The organism is Ideonella sp. (assembly GCF_041287625.1).
Taxonomy (GTDB): Bacteria; Pseudomonadota; Gammaproteobacteria; order Burkholderiales; family Burkholderiaceae_C; genus Ideonella.
In genome coordinates this window covers 127762-142599 of the sequence record NZ_JBGGNH010000052.1, presented here as the reverse complement: position 1 = coordinate 142599, position 14838 = coordinate 127762, and the positions used below count along the sequence as shown (strand labels likewise).

Annotated in this window: 15 protein-coding genes; 1 reads left to right on the top strand and 14 read right to left on the bottom strand. The window is 68.7% G+C overall.

Annotation, left to right across the window (positions count from 1 at the left end; genetic code table 11):
* Nucleotides 1-113: 113 nt before the first annotated feature.
* From ACAH41_RS19730 to ACAH41_RS19720, 3 genes are all read right to left on the bottom strand, one after another.
* Complete coding sequence (locus ACAH41_RS19730) at nt 114-866, bottom strand: protein phosphatase 2C domain-containing protein (RefSeq protein WP_325651597.1); 753 nt, start codon at nt 864-866, stop codon at nt 114-116.
* 14 nt (nt 867-880) lie between these two features.
* Entirely contained in the window at nt 881-2506 is a 1626-nt protein-coding gene (gene tagH, locus ACAH41_RS19725) for a type VI secretion system-associated FHA domain protein TagH (RefSeq protein WP_325651598.1), read from the bottom strand.
* A gap of 63 nt (nt 2507-2569) precedes the next feature.
* Complete coding sequence (locus ACAH41_RS19720; RefSeq protein ID WP_325651599.1) at nt 2570-3868, bottom strand: TIGR02270 family protein; 1299 nt, start codon at nt 3866-3868, stop codon at nt 2570-2572.
* Nucleotides 3869-4003: 135 nt separating this feature from the next.
* Between ACAH41_RS19720 and ACAH41_RS19715 the strand changes: the two genes are divergently transcribed.
* Entirely contained in the window at nt 4004-4972 is a 969-nt protein-coding gene (locus ACAH41_RS19715) for a LysM peptidoglycan-binding domain-containing protein (protein ID WP_370538428.1), read from the top strand.
* Between the two features lie 46 nt (nt 4973-5018).
* Here the strand turns inward: ACAH41_RS19715 and ACAH41_RS19710 are convergent, their stop codons facing one another.
* The 11 genes from ACAH41_RS19710 to ACAH41_RS19660 form a co-directional block, all read right to left on the bottom strand.
* Nucleotides 5019-5948 carry a hypothetical protein gene (locus ACAH41_RS19710; RefSeq protein ID WP_370538427.1) on the bottom strand — a complete coding sequence of 310 codons (930 nt, stop codon included), beginning with the start codon at nt 5946-5948 and terminating at the stop codon, nt 5019-5021.
* A complete protein-coding gene (locus ACAH41_RS19705) occupies nt 5945-6985 on the bottom strand; it encodes a polysaccharide deacetylase family protein (protein ID WP_325651603.1) in 1041 nt (346 codons plus the stop codon). The genes ACAH41_RS19710 and ACAH41_RS19705 overlap by 4 nt, the downstream gene beginning before the upstream one ends.
* An 8-nt stretch (nt 6986-6993) precedes the next feature.
* Entirely contained in the window at nt 6994-8955 is a 1962-nt protein-coding gene (locus ACAH41_RS19700) for a protein kinase (RefSeq protein WP_325651605.1), read from the bottom strand.
* Between the two features lie 74 nt (nt 8956-9029).
* Nucleotides 9030-9194 carry a hypothetical protein gene (locus ACAH41_RS19695; RefSeq protein WP_325651607.1) on the bottom strand — a complete coding sequence of 55 codons (165 nt, stop codon included), beginning with the start codon at nt 9192-9194 and terminating at the stop codon, nt 9030-9032.
* Nucleotides 9191-9337: a hypothetical protein gene (locus ACAH41_RS19690; RefSeq protein WP_325651609.1), complete on the bottom strand. Its 147-nt coding sequence runs from the start codon at nt 9335-9337 to the stop codon at nt 9191-9193. The genes ACAH41_RS19695 and ACAH41_RS19690 overlap by 4 nt, the downstream gene beginning before the upstream one ends.
* 12 nt (nt 9338-9349) lie before the next feature.
* Complete coding sequence (locus ACAH41_RS19685) at nt 9350-10129, bottom strand: hypothetical protein (protein ID WP_325651610.1); 780 nt, start codon at nt 10127-10129, stop codon at nt 9350-9352.
* On the bottom strand, nt 10129-11082 hold the full coding sequence (locus tag ACAH41_RS19680) for a type VI immunity family protein (protein WP_325651612.1): 954 nt from the start codon (nt 11080-11082) through the stop codon (nt 10129-10131). Before ACAH41_RS19680 ends, ACAH41_RS19685 begins: the two co-directional genes overlap by 1 nt.
* A 53-nt stretch (nt 11083-11135) precedes the next feature.
* A complete protein-coding gene (locus ACAH41_RS19675) occupies nt 11136-12224 on the bottom strand; it encodes a DUF4150 domain-containing protein (protein ID WP_325651614.1) in 1089 nt (362 codons plus the stop codon).
* A gap of 11 nt (nt 12225-12235) precedes the next feature.
* The gene (locus ACAH41_RS19670; protein ID WP_325651616.1) at nt 12236-13264 is read right to left on the bottom strand and encodes a beta-ketoacyl synthase N-terminal-like domain-containing protein; all 1029 of its coding nucleotides are present in this window, start codon (nt 13262-13264) and stop codon (nt 12236-12238) included.
* A 2-nt stretch (nt 13265-13266) separates the two neighbouring features.
* Nucleotides 13267-14325 (bottom strand): DUF2169 domain-containing protein, encoded by a 1059-nt coding sequence (locus ACAH41_RS19665; RefSeq protein WP_325651618.1) that lies wholly within the window; start codon nt 14323-14325, stop codon nt 13267-13269.
* Nucleotides 14326-14338: 13 nt separating this feature from the next.
* On the bottom strand, nt 14339-14821 hold the full coding sequence (locus tag ACAH41_RS19660) for a DUF6484 domain-containing protein (protein ID WP_370538426.1): 483 nt from the start codon (nt 14819-14821) through the stop codon (nt 14339-14341).
* Between the last annotated feature and the right edge of the window lie 17 nt (nt 14822-14838).

Here is a 14838-nt window from a genome sequence, read left to right as displayed (position 1 = left end):
AGAGTCAATTTATCTTGAGATGCCTCAATGCGACGCCCCTCCTGTCGCCAGATAAATTGACTCTGACCCCATTTGTTTTCACGCCACCTCGGCGCGGCATCGAGCAACCCATCTCAAACACCGTTCGCCTCGGCATCCACCCACACCGCAATCGCACTGAAGTTGTCCTGGTCCGTCAGGCCGCGCTGTTCGATGGCCTGGCGCATCGCGGCCAACCATTCATCCGGTGATGCTGCCTCGCCCAAGGTCGCCGGAATCACCGTCTCCCCCGCGCTGCCCCACCACCCGTCGCTGCACAGCAGGAACACATCGCCCGCCACCAAGGGCTGCAAGGCCGTGGTGTGCGGCTCCAGCGCGTCTTCGATGCCCAGCGCGGCCAGCAGCTGGTTGCGGTGCGGATGCACCTCCGCCTGGTCCGGCGTGAGCAGACCGGCCTGCAGCAGCGAGTGCACCAGGCTGTCGTCCTGCGTGACCGTGTCGATGCGGCCGCCGCGCAGGCGGTAGAGCCGCGAGTCGCCGACGTGGGTCCACAGCGCCACGCCGCGCTGCGCGTCCACGCACAGCGCAACCACCGTCGTGTGCATGCGCGCCAGGCCCTCGCCGTCCTGGCCGCGGCGCACGTCGTCGTGGGCGGCCAGCACCGCGCCGGTCAACAGTTCGGGACGCCACGGCAGCGTGGCGTCACCCAGGCAGGTCTGCAGGCGGTAGACGGCGCGGCGTGCGGCTTCGGCGCCGTGGCGGTGGCCGCCGGCACCGTCGGCCAGCACGGCAAACCAGCCGGGGCCGCAGTCACCGGTGGCCAGCGCGTCTTCGTTGCTGCTGCGCGTGCCGGGCTCGCTGCAGACGGCCATGCGGATGTTCAACATCGGGGAGCCCGGACTCAGCCTGCGCGGGCGCTATCTTGAGGCACCTCTTTCCCGGCTGGCCGGGCATTGTCGCGCGCCAGTTCACCCAGGCGCTCCAGCTGGTCCTCGTAGGCTTCGAGGAAGGCCTTCCCGAACAGCGTGTGGAAGTCCTCCTGCGCTTCCTCGCGGATGGCCTCGAAATGCTGCAGGTACAGCTCCCAGAGCCTGGCCTTGCGGCCCAGCGGCAGCACGCTGTCCAGCATCGAGCGGCCGACCAGCTTGGCCTCCAGCGCCGAAGGTTTGAAGCGGCCCAGCACGCCTTCCAGCGCGGCCCGCGTGCCGGCCATGGTGCCGATGGTGTGGCCCACCAGGTCGTGCATCGCGTCGGCCATGGCTGCCGGGCCGGGCAGGAAGCCGCGCACTGGCGGCTGCAGCAGTTGCTCCAGTGCCGACTGCGCGCCGGGCGAAAACTTCAGCGGGTTGTTGTCGCGCGAGCGGATCACCGTGACCTCGGCGCGCAGCTCCTGCTTGGTGGCGGCGCGCACCGCCATCATCTGCAGCGTGCCCTCCACGGCTGAGCGCAGCAACTGGCCGATGACGCGCATCAGCTCCGGGTTCAGCCCTTGCGGCGGGTCCAGCCGGATGCCGGCGCCTTCGGAAAACGCGCGCCACAGTGCAGCCGTATCACCACTCGCGCCGCTCATCGCTGGCGCGGCTGGCGCCACCACCGGCTGCCGCGACAGCGTGTCCGGCTCCGGCTGCGCCCGGGGTGCGGCCGCCAGCGGCGGCTGGAAGACCGTCTGCAGCGCCGGCGTGTGGTCGGGCAGCGCCGTGGTCATCGGCCCCTGCGTGTCAGCTGGCAAGGGCGCGCCGAACAACGCCAGCGGATCGGTCGGCAATGGCGCACTGCCGCCGGCCTGCGGCACCGGCGCAGCGCCAGCCATGAAGGCGGCCAGCGGGTCGCTGCTGCCACCGGGCTGCAGGCCCAGCAGGTCGTCGATGGAGCGTGGGCCGGTGTCGGGCATCAGGTCGGCGAAGACACCGCCGGGATCGGCGCCGAAACCTGGCCGAGAGGCCGGCGGGGGCGAGGCGGCAGGCGCGGCAAACGGATCGAAATCGTCGGGCAGGCGTGCACTGGCCGGTGAAGGCGATGGCGCGGCAGCCGCGGGCGCTGGCGGGGCCTGCTGCCGGTCCATCAGGTCGGCAAACGGGTTGGTGCTGGACAGCGCGCCCTGCAGCGCATGGTTGGCCATGTGCACCGGCGTGACAGGGCTCAGCCCGTTCATGCGCGTGGGGGTCTCGGGCGAGCGCTGGATCACGGTGGCCCCCACGTCCGGTGCCAGCGATTCGTCGATCACCTCCAGCAGGTAGCCGCCGATGCGCACCCGGTCGTGATGCGCCAGCGGCGCGGACTGGCCTTGTCCCAGCGCCTGGCCATGCACGGTGATCGGGTTGGCACTGCCGACGTTGCAGATCAGGTAGCTGCCACCGCTGGTGCGGATCTCGGCCTGCTGGCGCGAGATGTGGCGCTCCGGGTCCGGCAGCGCCATGGTGTTCTGGTCGGACCGGCCGATGGTGCCGCCTTGCGCGTCGAACTGCGCGGTGATGGGCTGGGTCAGGGGCAGGTCGTTCAGCGACACCGCGCGCAGCGTGAGGGTCATGGTGGAACGTGCTCCTTGCCCGCCATGTTCGCGGCTGATCCGGAAGGCTTCAATGAACGAAAGTCACCGTGCGGGTTCGGCTCCCGGCGCATCCAGCAGCCTGCGCTGCCGCCACACCGGCGCGGCGACCGGAAACAGCTGCCCGCCCGGCGCCAGCAGCGCGAGCTGCTGCGCCGCCAGCGCACGCTGCCGCTGCGAGCCTTCGCGCAGCACCTGCAGGCAGTGCGCGGGTGTCACCGGCCCGCCCACGAACACGCGTTGCGCAGCCGGGAAGCGTGCCGCCTCGGCCTGCCACCAGCGCTGCACGCGGTCCACGTCCGGCCATGGCAGGCTGTCGTCCTCGTCCATCGCCACGTCCTCGTCCTCGGGGTCGTCGGTCGGGCCGGACTGGAAGTCCTCCGGCGGCTCGCGCTCCAGGTCCCGTGCCGCCAGGTCCGCCCCGGTGATCAGGCTGAAGGCTTCGCCGGCCAGGCGCGCCAGCCGCGGTTCGGCCATGCGCTCGATCAGCCAGGGCACGAGGCGCACGTCGCCCAGCCAGCCAATGCCGCGGATCAGCTGTCGCACGGCCTGCGGGTCCTGCGCCAGCGTGCGCACCGCGTCGCGTGCCCGCAACCAGTCCAGCGCCTGCACGGCCAGGCTGCGCAAGGCGTGCGGTGCCGGCGTGGCGAAAGCCGCCAGCTCGGCGGCGCGCAGCGCGTCGGCGCGGTCGCCCAGCAGGCAGGCTGCACGTGCGGCTTCGGGCGTGGCATCCAGCAGTGCCAGCGCCTGCGGCAACAGGTCGGTCCGGCCCAGTTCGCCGGCAGCGCGCAATGCAGCAGCGCGCAGCAACGCATCGTCCTGCCGCAGCGCCGCGGCCAGCGCGGGCCCCGGGTCCACACGGTGCAGCCGGCAGGCTTCGATGGCCAGCGCCTGCCGCCAAGGCTGTGGCGAGGCCAGCAGCCCGCGCACCCGTTCGCGCAACTGCGCAGGCGAGACCCAGCCCAGCGCCGAGACCGCCCCGCGCCAGGCCTCGGGCAGCACCGGCGCCAGGCTCAGCAGGCGATCCACCGCGGCCTCGTCCGGCAGCTGCAGCGCGCAGACCAGCGCCGCGAAGACCTCGCCGCAGCCGGGCCGCTCCAGCGCCTCCTGCGCCCGCGCCAGGCCATAGGCGCCGGCCACGGCCAAGCCGTCCAGGTGAGCTTCGAGCCGGTCATCCAGCCGCTGCAACTGCAGCAGCTTCACGTGCGGCCCACGCACCAGCACCGAGCGCAGGTGGCGCAGGTGGGCGGCATCGTCGGCATGCTGCTGCACGATGGCCGGGATGGGCGGCCGCAGCAGGCGCGGCGGGGCAGCGGGCGTGACGGAATGAAGTGCAGCTTGCATCGCGGCCGATGGTCCTGTCCCATGGTTGCGGCTGCAATGTCCGAAAGTCACCTGCGCAGTCGCGGCGCTTCTCCCATACTGCACATTGGTCTCCTGAGGACACGCAGGATCGCCCCAGCGCCTGCCGCCATGCCCATGCTCCACACCCCTTCGCGCGCCCTGCCGGCGCTGACGCTGCTGGCCCTGCTGGCCGCCTGTGCTGCCGACGGCGGCCGGCCCGCGGGCCAGGCGGCCACGGCACCCGCTCCAGCAGCCTCGGCCGCCTCGCAACCCGCACCACCGCCTCCGCCACCGCCCGAGCCGCCACCACCCGCCGGCCCCGCCGCGCAGGCCCAGGCGCAGAAGATCGCGCTGGCCGCGGTGGACCTGCTGGAAGCCGGCCGCGAGGACGACGCGCGCGCCGAGTTGCAAAAAGCCCTGGGCCTGGACTACGCGAACAAGCTGGCCAACAACCTGATGCGCCAAATCACCGCCGACCCGGTCGCCACGCTGGGCCGCGAGTCCTGGGTCTACACCGTGCGGCCCAACGATTCGCTCTCGCGCATTGCCGGGCGCTTCATGGGCGACATCTACGCCTTCTACATCCTGGCCCGCTACAACGACATCCGCGTGCCCAAGCAGGTGGCCGGCGGCCAGCAGATCCGCGTGCCCGGCAAGGCGCCGCCCCCTGGCTCGCTGGAACCGAAGGAACCCAGCCGCGGCACGCCCGGCACCAAGGGCAGCGATGCCGCCAAACCGGCCATGCCCGACACGCCGCCCCCGGTTGCCGCCCCCGCCCCACCGCCCGAACCCTCGCCCGGCGAACGCGCGCTGCGCAACGGCGAGGCCGCCGAGCGCGCCGGCAAACTGGAGCAGGCGCTGGACGAATACCGGCGTGCCGCCTCGCTGGACCAGCCCGGCGCGCAGGCCAAGGCCGAAGCGGTGCGCAAGCGCCTGGTCGACAAGAACACCCAGGCCGCGCGCACGGCCTTTGCCAAGCAGGACCTGGCCGGTGCGATCCGCAGCTGGGACAGCGTGCTGGCGCTGGACCCGAACAACGAACTGGCCAAGCTGGAACGCCAGAAAGCGGTGCAGCTGAAGCTGAAGGTCGATCAGCTGAAATGAGCTGAAGCGAGGCTCGCAGCCGGGGCGCGGGAGCGCATCGGTTGCGTCAGCGATCCACCGGCGCAGCGTCAGGTTGCGAACTGACGGCCGTGCCAACCGCGGTGCCCGCAGAGCGGGCGGCATCCGCAGCCTTGGCGGGCACGCCACCGGCCGCCACCGGCGCGGCAGACTTGAGCTGTTTCATCAGCGCCGTGGCCCGCGCATGGTTGCCCGGCAACTTCAGGCTTTTCTGCAGCCAGGCGATGGCCTCGGGCTTCTGCTCGCGTGCGGCCAGTTGCTCGGCCTTCTGCACATACAGGTCGGCCAGCAACTGGCGCGCTGCGGCGTCGCGCTTGTCGGCCGCCACACGTTGCTCTGCCAGCGCCAGCGCTTCGTCCAGCTCGCCTTGCGCGGCCAACATCGTGATGTGTTCCAACTCGTTGCGGTCCGGTGTCCCGTTGTCCGCACGGCCCGGTGCGGCCGGCGTCGTGGGTTGGAGGAACTCGGCCGGGTTGCGCCGCGTGATGGTGATGCGCGAGGGCTGGCCGAGGAAGTTGCGGCGGTTGCGCTCGCGCTCGATGGCACGCAGTGCGTCGGCCGCCTGGGCCGCTTGGGCGGGTTGCGGCTGCAATGCAAGCGCGGCCAGGTACTGCGCGCTCGCGGCCTCCAGGTCACCCCGCTTCTGGGCCTGCTGGCCGCGCTGCAGCCGCTCGGCGACCGCCGTGTCGATGCGCCGGCGCAGCGCGGCAACGCGCTCGCGGTACTCCGCTTCGCCCGGCCGCAGCGTGGCCAGTACTTCCCAGGTCCAGGCCGCATCGGCCAGTTGCTCTTTGCGCTCCAGCTCCTGCGCGCGCTGCCGCTGCGCCGACTCGAAGACGGTCAGCGCGTCCGGCAAGACCGCGATGCCGCCGCCTTCCGCGGGCGGCACCGCAGTCGGCGTGCCTGCGCAGCCCGCCAGGGCCAGCAGCACCGCAGATCCAATGCTGGTCCACCTCATGGCACCGGCCCGAAGCGCCGGCTGGTCTGCAGCCTCGCCTTGAAGGCTTCCAGGTCGTGGTCGCCGAAGATCATGGTCCGGCGCAGCATCAGCGGCTGCGCAAAGAAGGCGTTGCCGCCGGGGTTCACTGTCACGGCCAGGCTGTAGCGCTGGCGGGCCAGCAGGTCCAGCACCAGGTCGTTGGCATCGCCATACGGGTAGGCGTATTGCTGCACCTGGACCGCCAGACGCTTTTCCAGCAGCTCGCGCGGGCCGCGGATCTCCTGGTCCAGGCTTTGCCGGTAGCGCTCATCGCCCTCGCCGGCCGTGCGCTCGATCAGGTTGCGGTGGCTCTTTGAATGCGCCTGCACGTCCACCAGGCCGGAAGCCGCCATCTCCTGCAGTTGCGCCCAGCTCAGCGCTTCGCCGGCGCCGATCCAGTCGGTGTAGACGAACAGCGTGGCCGGCAGCCCGAGCCGGCGCAGCACCGGGAAGGCATGCCGGTAGGTCGACTCATAGCCGTCGTCGAAGGTGAGGACCACCGCGCGAGGCGGCAGCGCCTCGCGGCCCGCCAAGTAGTCGGCCAGCTGGCCCAGGCGGATCACCCGGTAGTCGTTGCGCACCAGCCATTCCATCTGCGCGGCAAAGCGGGCCGGCGAGACGTTCATCTTGCCGCCGCCGGTGCCCAGCCGGTGGTAACACAGCACCGGCACGGTCTGGTAGCTGTCGGCACGCACGCCCAGCGGGTTCAGCGGCTGCAGCGGCACCACCAGCGGCCGGCCCGGTTCGGGCTTGGGCAGCCCGGCGTTGGCCTCGGCGATCTGCCAGTCGCGCCCTTCGTCGCCCAGCAGCCGGCCCGCGATGCTGCGCAGGCTGTCGCCCGCCACTGGCAGGTAGACCAGCAGCAGCTCGCTGCGCGCCACCACGCCGGTCGCCGCCGTGGGCTCGGTCGCCACTTGCGGAGAGCTCTGCAGCGCGGGTGGCGTCGAAGTGCAGCTTGCCAGCACGAAGGCCATTGCCAAGAGCGCCTTCCAGCGCCATGCCACCACGGTGTTCATCGCGAGGCTCAGAGCGGCAAGTCTGTCGTGGCGCCGGCGGTCGAACCGCCCGCATCGGCCGCCTCTTTCTTCTCCCCGGCGGAGACGACCTCCTTGGCCGCCGCCAGCGTGGAGGCCGGCGGCGCGGGCGCGTGCCGCTCCTGCAGCGACTGGGCCATCTGGTCGAAGGTGGCATACAGCAGGCCGAACTCGTCCTTGCGCTGCTCGCGGATGCGGAAGTCGTAGCGGCCGCGGGAGATTTCGCCCAGCGCCTCGGCCATCAGCTTGATCGGCCGGGCGAACCAGTTGGCCACGAAGAACATCGCCACCGCCACCGCCAGCACCGTGACCACCGCCAGCCCGATCATCAGCGTGATGGACAGCCGGGCCACGCGCTCCAGCGGCCGCTCCGGCAACCCCAGCGCCACCCGGCCCACCGGCTTGCCCTGGAAGGTGATGGTGGACTCGAACCCCAGCACCGGCTCGCCCCCGGCCAAGTAGCGCGAGAGCTTCACGCCGCCCCTCTCGCCCAGGGATTCGCCTGGCAGCGGCTGGTACGGCTGGCCCTGCAGCGCCGGCTGGCTGGAGGCGCGCACCACGCCGCCACGGTCGGCCACGGTCACGCTCTGGAAGTCGCCCGTCTTCATCACTTCCTGCAGCGACACGTCCACCGCCACCCAGTCCTCGCTGAGCGCCGCCACCGCGTTCTGCGCGGCGATGAAACGCGCCAGCGCCGCGCCGTAGTCGGCCACCTGGGTCATCATCGCGGCGTACTGGCGCTGGATGATCAGCGAGGCGCTCAGCGCCATCACCACCGCGACGATCAGCGCCATCATGCCGGCCCACTTCACGCGCAGCGACACAATGCGCGGCCGGTTCGCCGCGCCTGCCTCCTCGTCGATCTCCACCAGCACACGGCCCAGCGCCTCGGCCAGCTCGGCGCCAGTCTGGAAGCGATGCTCGGGCGCCTTGGCAATGCAACGGTCCACCACGCGGCGCAGCGAAGCCGGCAGGCCGGGCCGCAGCCTGGCCATCGGCGTCGGGTCTTCCTTGGCGATCTTCAGCGCCAGGTTCACCACGCTGTCGCCCTGGAACGGCCGCTGGCCGGTGAGCATCTGGTACAGCACGATGCCGGCCGAGAACAGGTCCGAGCGGCCATCGATCTTCTCGCCCTGCATCTGCTCGGGCGCCATGTACTGCGGCGTGCCCAGCACGTCGCCCACGCGGGTGCGCTGCTCGCCCTTGGTCGACTCCATGTGCGCAATGCCGAAGTCCATCACCTTGATGTCCAGCGTGTTGCGCACGCGGGCGATGTTCCCCGGCTTGATGTCGCGGTGCACGATGCCGCGCTTGTGCGCATAGTCCAGCGCCCGCGCCAGCTGCATGCCCATGATCACCACGTCCCGAACCGGCAGCGGCTGCCCTGGCGCCAGCACCTCCGCCAGCGACTCGCCGTCCAGCAGCTCCATCGCCATGTAAGGCCGCCCGTCGATTTCGCCCACATCGTGTACCGTCACGATGTTCGGATGCGACAACCCACCCGAAGCCCGCGCCTCCCTCAGGAATCGCGCCCGGTACTCCTCGTCCTCGCAAAGCGACGCATGCAGGAACTTGATCGCCACATCCCGCCCGATGCCCGGGTCATGCGCCCGGAACACGCTGGCCATGCCGCCCCGGCCCAGGCGTTCCGAGATTTCATAACGGCCGACCTGGCGAACGGGTGCCTCATTTCCGGGGGCGATGCGACCGCCGGGCAGGGTACCGGTGACCGGGGCGGGCGACGCGGTATCGCCGGACAGGCGCTGGGTCTGCGGATAAGCCGTGTTGCCGCCGACCGACTTGCTGTTGGCCGCGGTGTGCTCGGACATTTGCGCCAGAGGTGCGGCGGCGGGCGCGATGCGGGTGGCATCGGGGTCGACATTGCCTGCCTCATCGTCCGGCAGGGAAGACGAATGGCCGGCCCGGCCGTCTTGACGGGGAGCGGAAGACATTCGGGCATGGTTCCGCGGATGGGGCGAGGGGGCAATGTACGAAAGTCATGGTGGCGACGCCGGAGCGGCGTGACTCAAGCAAAGTGCAACCAGAGTGACACCAGACCGAACATGGTTCCGGTCAGAAGCCAAGCCTGGGCTTGCGGCACCACACGCTTCGCGAAGATGCCGCGCGCAACGCCGATGACAAGAAAGAAGACGGCCAACGCAGTCATCAACAAGCGCACGTCGAGCTTCATGCAGCAACGCTCCATCCGCCAAGCCACGCCAATTCCAGCATGGCCTGCGCCCTTTGGTCACCATATTCGCCTGCCACCGCAATGCCGTCCAGATGCGCTGCCGGGCGCTCGTGGTGGCGGACGAAGGAGGCGATGACCGGCATGGCTTCGGTTTCTCAAAAATCGATTTCGATGTGCGAGACCGGGAGGCCCAGCTCCCGTGCGTTCACCCACACCATGTTCGCCAGCGCCGACCAAGCTTCCTCGCTCGCGCGAAAGCGCAGCACGTTGATCTCGATCGATTTTTCGTCGAACTGCGCGGCGGTATCGCCCATGCATTCCAGTTGCCAGGGCCAGCCCAGCGGCAGTGCGTACCCGCCGGCTTCCAGCAGCATGAACCAGGGGCGAAGGATCGACTGCAAGGCGTCGAGGTGCGCCTGTGTCACCGGCGCATGCAGCACGAGCAGGCAGCGCCGTGCACCGGCAAAAATGTCGTCGTCCTCGTCGGCACGGCCCATGCGGACGGCGCCATGGACTTGCGGGTAGGCCCCGGCCTCGTTGTCTTCATCGATGAGCGGCACGTCGGGGTCGCTCGGAAAGCGCAGCTGGGCCCCAGATACCGAGATCGCCTGAACATCGATGTGGCCTTCACGCAGCTTGGCCATCATGTTGCGAAGCACCTGGAACGACCGCAGGTCAAGGCCATTGCAATCGAGCTCGAATCGCAGGCTCAAGGGATGCGGCTCCGCGGAGAGCAGGCGACACACGGCCGGTCCGGCCGCGGCCGAATCGATGAAGGCACCCAGCCCGGCCACGGCGCAGAAGCCTGCCACCGTGTCGATGACGGCCGCGGCACCGTGCGCGTCCACGGGGGTCGCGAGATCGACTCGCAGCAGCGTGCGGGCCGGATCGCTGGCCTGCGTTGTCCAACTTAACGCCGGAAAGTCCATGCGCATCAGGCGTCCTCATACGCATACCTGCGCATCAGCCTGCGGGTTTTCTCTTTCTCGTCCTGTCCCAGGTCCATCGGCGAATAGCGCTGCGCCATCCGTTCTATGGCGGGCTCGCACGCCCGGAACACCGACTCGTAGTCCGTCAGGCGCTCGCCAGTACCCCAATCACCCAATGCCGGGCGCGAGCCGGCCTTCAGACACAGGCCGGTCGCCAGCTCCTGAATCTCCACCGTCTTCGCCAGCCGCAGGCGCAGGCCCGCGGCCCCTCCGAATTCGTCTGCGAGCCTGGTTCCGAGGAAGGTCAGCCAGCCGACGCTGCGCAGGCCGTCGCTGCGAACACCGCCGCAGTCGGCTTCCGGATCGCAAATGTCGAATCCGCGATAGCGCATCACGGTGGGCCAGGCAAAGCGCTGCGACTCCATGCGGTAGGAAGGACAAAGCTCGAACATCGGACCGGCGCTACCGCTGACAAAGGGCATCGAAGCGAACAGCTCGAGCGCCTGCGCTTCCAGCTCCGGCAGGCGGTCGAGCATCCAGCCCAGCGGAAACGACATGCGCACCCAGTTGGCGTCACCCAGAGAAAGCGCCGGCGCATCCTCTTCCTGGCCGAAGACCGAGAAGTTGATGTCCGAGCTTTCCCACCACTCCTTGCCACCGTTCAGGTCCAGCGCGATGTATTCGCGCCTGGGCGCGCCGGGCCGCAGCCAAGTGGGCAGCAGGTTCAGCGTCTTTGCCGTTACCTGCTTGCGCTTGTTCATGGTTTCGGTGATGTACCAGCGCAATTCCGAAGCAGGCACCCATTGGCCAAATCGCTCGAAGGCCTTCAGGACCGCATCACCGTGCTTGGACAGCATCTCGCCGGTGTATAGCGCGATACCGAAACACGGCATCACGACCGGTGTATCGCGGATGGTGAAGGTCAGCTGTGGGCCCAGCCCCTCGGAAGTGGCTTGCATCGGGAGTTCCTGAATGGGGTCGATTTCGAGCTGACGGTGCTTGCAGCACGCGATCAGTAGGGCAGGTTTTCCTTGGTGCCGGGAGCAGTCTTGCTGCAGTCGCACCCGGGATTGGGCTCAAGGGCGTTCTTGGCGTTTTCCGGTGTCATGGTCTTCACGCCATTCCTGCCTGGGTCGATTTGCTTCCCGTCGACAGTGAGCTGCCGGTACAACTGCTGCTCCTTCTTGCCGCTGATGGGGCCTGCCGCGGCGGCGGTTTCCAGCGTGTGTCCATTCATGACGATCCGACCGTCAGGACGGAGGTTCTTCTTGATCTCGTCGCGCGACGCACAGGGAATGAACTTCGCGTCAATGATCTTCGGTGGATCGGATCGGATCAGCACGTCCGGGGAGAGGAAGTTCACCTCTTTATTCTTCTTGAGGAAAGCAGGCCCACGCAGCGCTTTCGCCTGCGCGAGCGTGGAAGCCGGCGCGTGGTACGGCGAGCCCTTTTCCTTGAACCGAGGCGCCGAGACGATGTCGCCGCCACTTTGGGTGTTGCCCTCAGCCTTGGTGCTCTTGTTCAGCATGGTCAGCGAATGATGCACGCAAGAGTGCTTCTTCGTTGCCAGACGCTGGCAGTCATTCTTGCTCGACTTGCCGCGCGTCTGCCGGTATGGCATCTTGTCGCAGCACATGATGGCGCACGCAACGGCCTGTTCGGCTGTCAGATTCTGCGGAATCACCGGCAGCGCCATCCAGCCGCCCAGACACGCGGTGTTCTCGTGGTTCATGAACAGCTTGTCGCCAAGGCGGCACGCATTCTTGCCTTCCATCTTGACGGTGAACGCGTAGAGGATCCAGGTCGACTCCTTCATGTTGGTCGATGACTTCACGCCGCCGGCGGTGCCCGGCTCGTCACCGCTGCAGCGGCTCAGTTCCGAGCCCTTGATCGCGCACATGTTGCCGCCGTCGGCCTTGACCGTCGTCGTTCCGTTGGCGAGGTCCGACGCCATGGACAGGATGATGGGGTACGGGATCGGCACCGGGCCGGCCGGGCTCGGCGTCTTGCAGACATCGGGCAGCGTCGATTTCGCGAAGCCGCTACAGCCCTTGTGCGCCAGCGAGTTGTCGTCGCCGTTGATCTTGATCGTCAGAGACATGTCGATGTGCTTCAGTCGAACCCGATCAAAGCCGCAGCGCGCGCACCACCCTCGGAACCCGCATAGGTAAGCGCCAGCGATCCGCTGGCGTAACGCTTCCGAACGGCCGTCGCCGCCAGCGCCAGGTGTAGCGCACCACTGGCTGCGCCGACATCGCCCGTACAGTCTGCCGGGGTCACGACCGCAGATGCATGAACGAAAGACTGCGACGTGCGAGCGATGGCGAAGCCAAACTCGTCGGCCCTGTAGGGTTCGCCGTTCATGTCGCTGTAGAGGTCGCTGACGCGCGCGCCGCCTGGACGCGCGGCCAGCACCTCTCGCATCACCGCAGTCAGGCCAACTCCGGTGCATACCGTTGGCGTCTTGATGCAGTTCTTTTCTTCGCCGCTGGACGTTCTCAACAGCCGCGCGAGCGGCTTGGTGTGCAGCGTTTCGGCAAGATCGACTCGCGCGATCAGCAGCGCCGCGCCGGCCTCGCCGGGAACGAACCCCCAGGCGTTGTTGTAGCGGCCGACGCCGTGCAACTGGTGGGTCGACTCCAGCCATGCCAACGTGACCGGGTTCACCCAGCTGTCGACACCAGCGACGACGCAGGCGTCACAGTCGCCGGCGAGGATGGATGCCTGCGCCGCCTGCAGCGCGATCAGCGCCGCCGCATGCCCGCGCTCGGCGAACGCTGCACCGGTGAAGACATCCTTGAAGCGGGCACCGACAATCTGCTGACTCCAGGCAGCCAGCGAAGGCAGGCCCGGCCTGGGCTCCGGCAAGCCCACCGACAGCGCGAGCCGCACGCCTTTGCGACGCATCTCGCCCAGCGCTTCATCGATCGCCGTGAACAGCAGGATCTCGAGCCTCTGCTCGGTCTTCAGTGTCGATTCGAGCCAAGGTGCAGCCGCGACCCGGATCGGCTCGCCAAGCGAGTCCATGGCGAAGCGATGCTCCGCAAAGCCGCTGATGCCAGCCCTTACGGCCGCGGCCGTCGACGCCAGGTCGTGACCCACCGCCGTGCAGGCTCCCATGCCAAAGAGCGCGATGTCCATGATCAGCCGAGCAGCCCGTCGTCCCGGTCGTCTTCGACCCAGCGGCGCGTGTTGAGTGCAGTCTTCAGCGTCACCACCGTGCGGTCGAGTTGGTAGACCTTCTGGTGACACGGAAGCGCGGAATGCCAGACCAGCGACACGCGCGGCGCATCGGGCTCGAAAATCACCGTGTGAAGGCGCCGCACGGTGTGCAGTTCACGCTCGCCCCTTTGGAATCGAGTCTCGAAGCCCAGGTGCAAGCGTGGCAGCTGAAAGCGCAGCAGGCCGCCACCCTGCGTCATGTTCAGCAGCGCAACAGGCTCTCCACCCACCATGAATGCGGGCGATTGCTGGTCTTCGGGTGCGCACTGAAAGTAGCGGTCGTCGAGATCTTCGGGCCACAACGGTTGGCGTTCGTCCAGCCAGTGCTGGTCGTAGGTGCCGGCGTGGCGCAGACGTGGTTGCCAGTGGCAGCCGATCGCGCCGAAGCCCGCGGGCGCCGGCCGATCAGTCCAGGCGTTGATCAGCCGGTCGGTCGATTCCAGATTCGGCAGCGGCACGCCGACGGCCGCACCGCCGCGCCGCGCGTAGCCGCACCCCACAGGGTTGCGCCAGTCCCAGTCGCGCTCGGGGTCCTCAGGGTCCACGGCGGCACCACCGAACGCACGCTCGTAGACCAGCGGCATCTTCACGAAGGGTCGTCCAGAACCAGCGCCGAAGTCGCCCCAGAGGCGGTCGCCAAAGACCTTGATGACCTTGCGCACCCCACCGACGCGCAGACCGACATCGAGTTCCGACACCGGCCTGCCTTCAGGGGCGTGCGCGTGCCCGACGACCACGATGTCAGTGGTCTTCTTCGTCAATACCAGGTCGCTTTCGTAGCGGACGCTGCTGCGGCCCGGCTCGCCGAAGTAGACGGTCGTCTTCTCAGGGGGTGGCTGCTGGTCGGCGATGGTCAGCCCGCCGTCAGGCGCAATGTCGAAGGTCGCCTTGATCGCGACCAGCCAAACCTCGGCACCATCACGGTCGCGCGCCCAAGCTCGCTCGGCGCCGAAGGGGGTGTGATTCTCGATCTGCCACACGGCCTGGTGCGCCTCAGTTCAAGTCGATGCTGCCGCCCTTGATCTTGTTCGGGCCGGTTGAGCGGCTGACAAGATAGGTGCCGCAGATGACGATCTTGCCAGCGCGCGTGAGCGTGATGCTGGCGCTGCCACAACGCAGGACAATCTCGCGTTCCGCGCTGATGACCCGGCGTTCGCCGTCGATTTCCACAAGAGCAGCTGCCGGCAAAGCCTGCACCTGTTGCAACGCATCACCGCCGATCACGCCAACCACGATGGGCCTGTCCACGTCGCCGTTCTCGAACAGCACGACGACGTCAAGTCCTCGCATCGAGCTGCGCAGCGACACCGTTGTGCGGCCGGCAACGACGCGGCCGGGCGCGCAAACCAGGTTCGAGATCAGAGGGCTTTCATCAGCCGCAAAGCCGTGCAGGCGACCAACCACCGCCATGCCGCCGACAAGCGCCGCCGAAGGTGACGCCACCGCGGCCCGCGAGGCGGACGTCGGCGCAAACAAGTCAGCCAGGTCTTGAA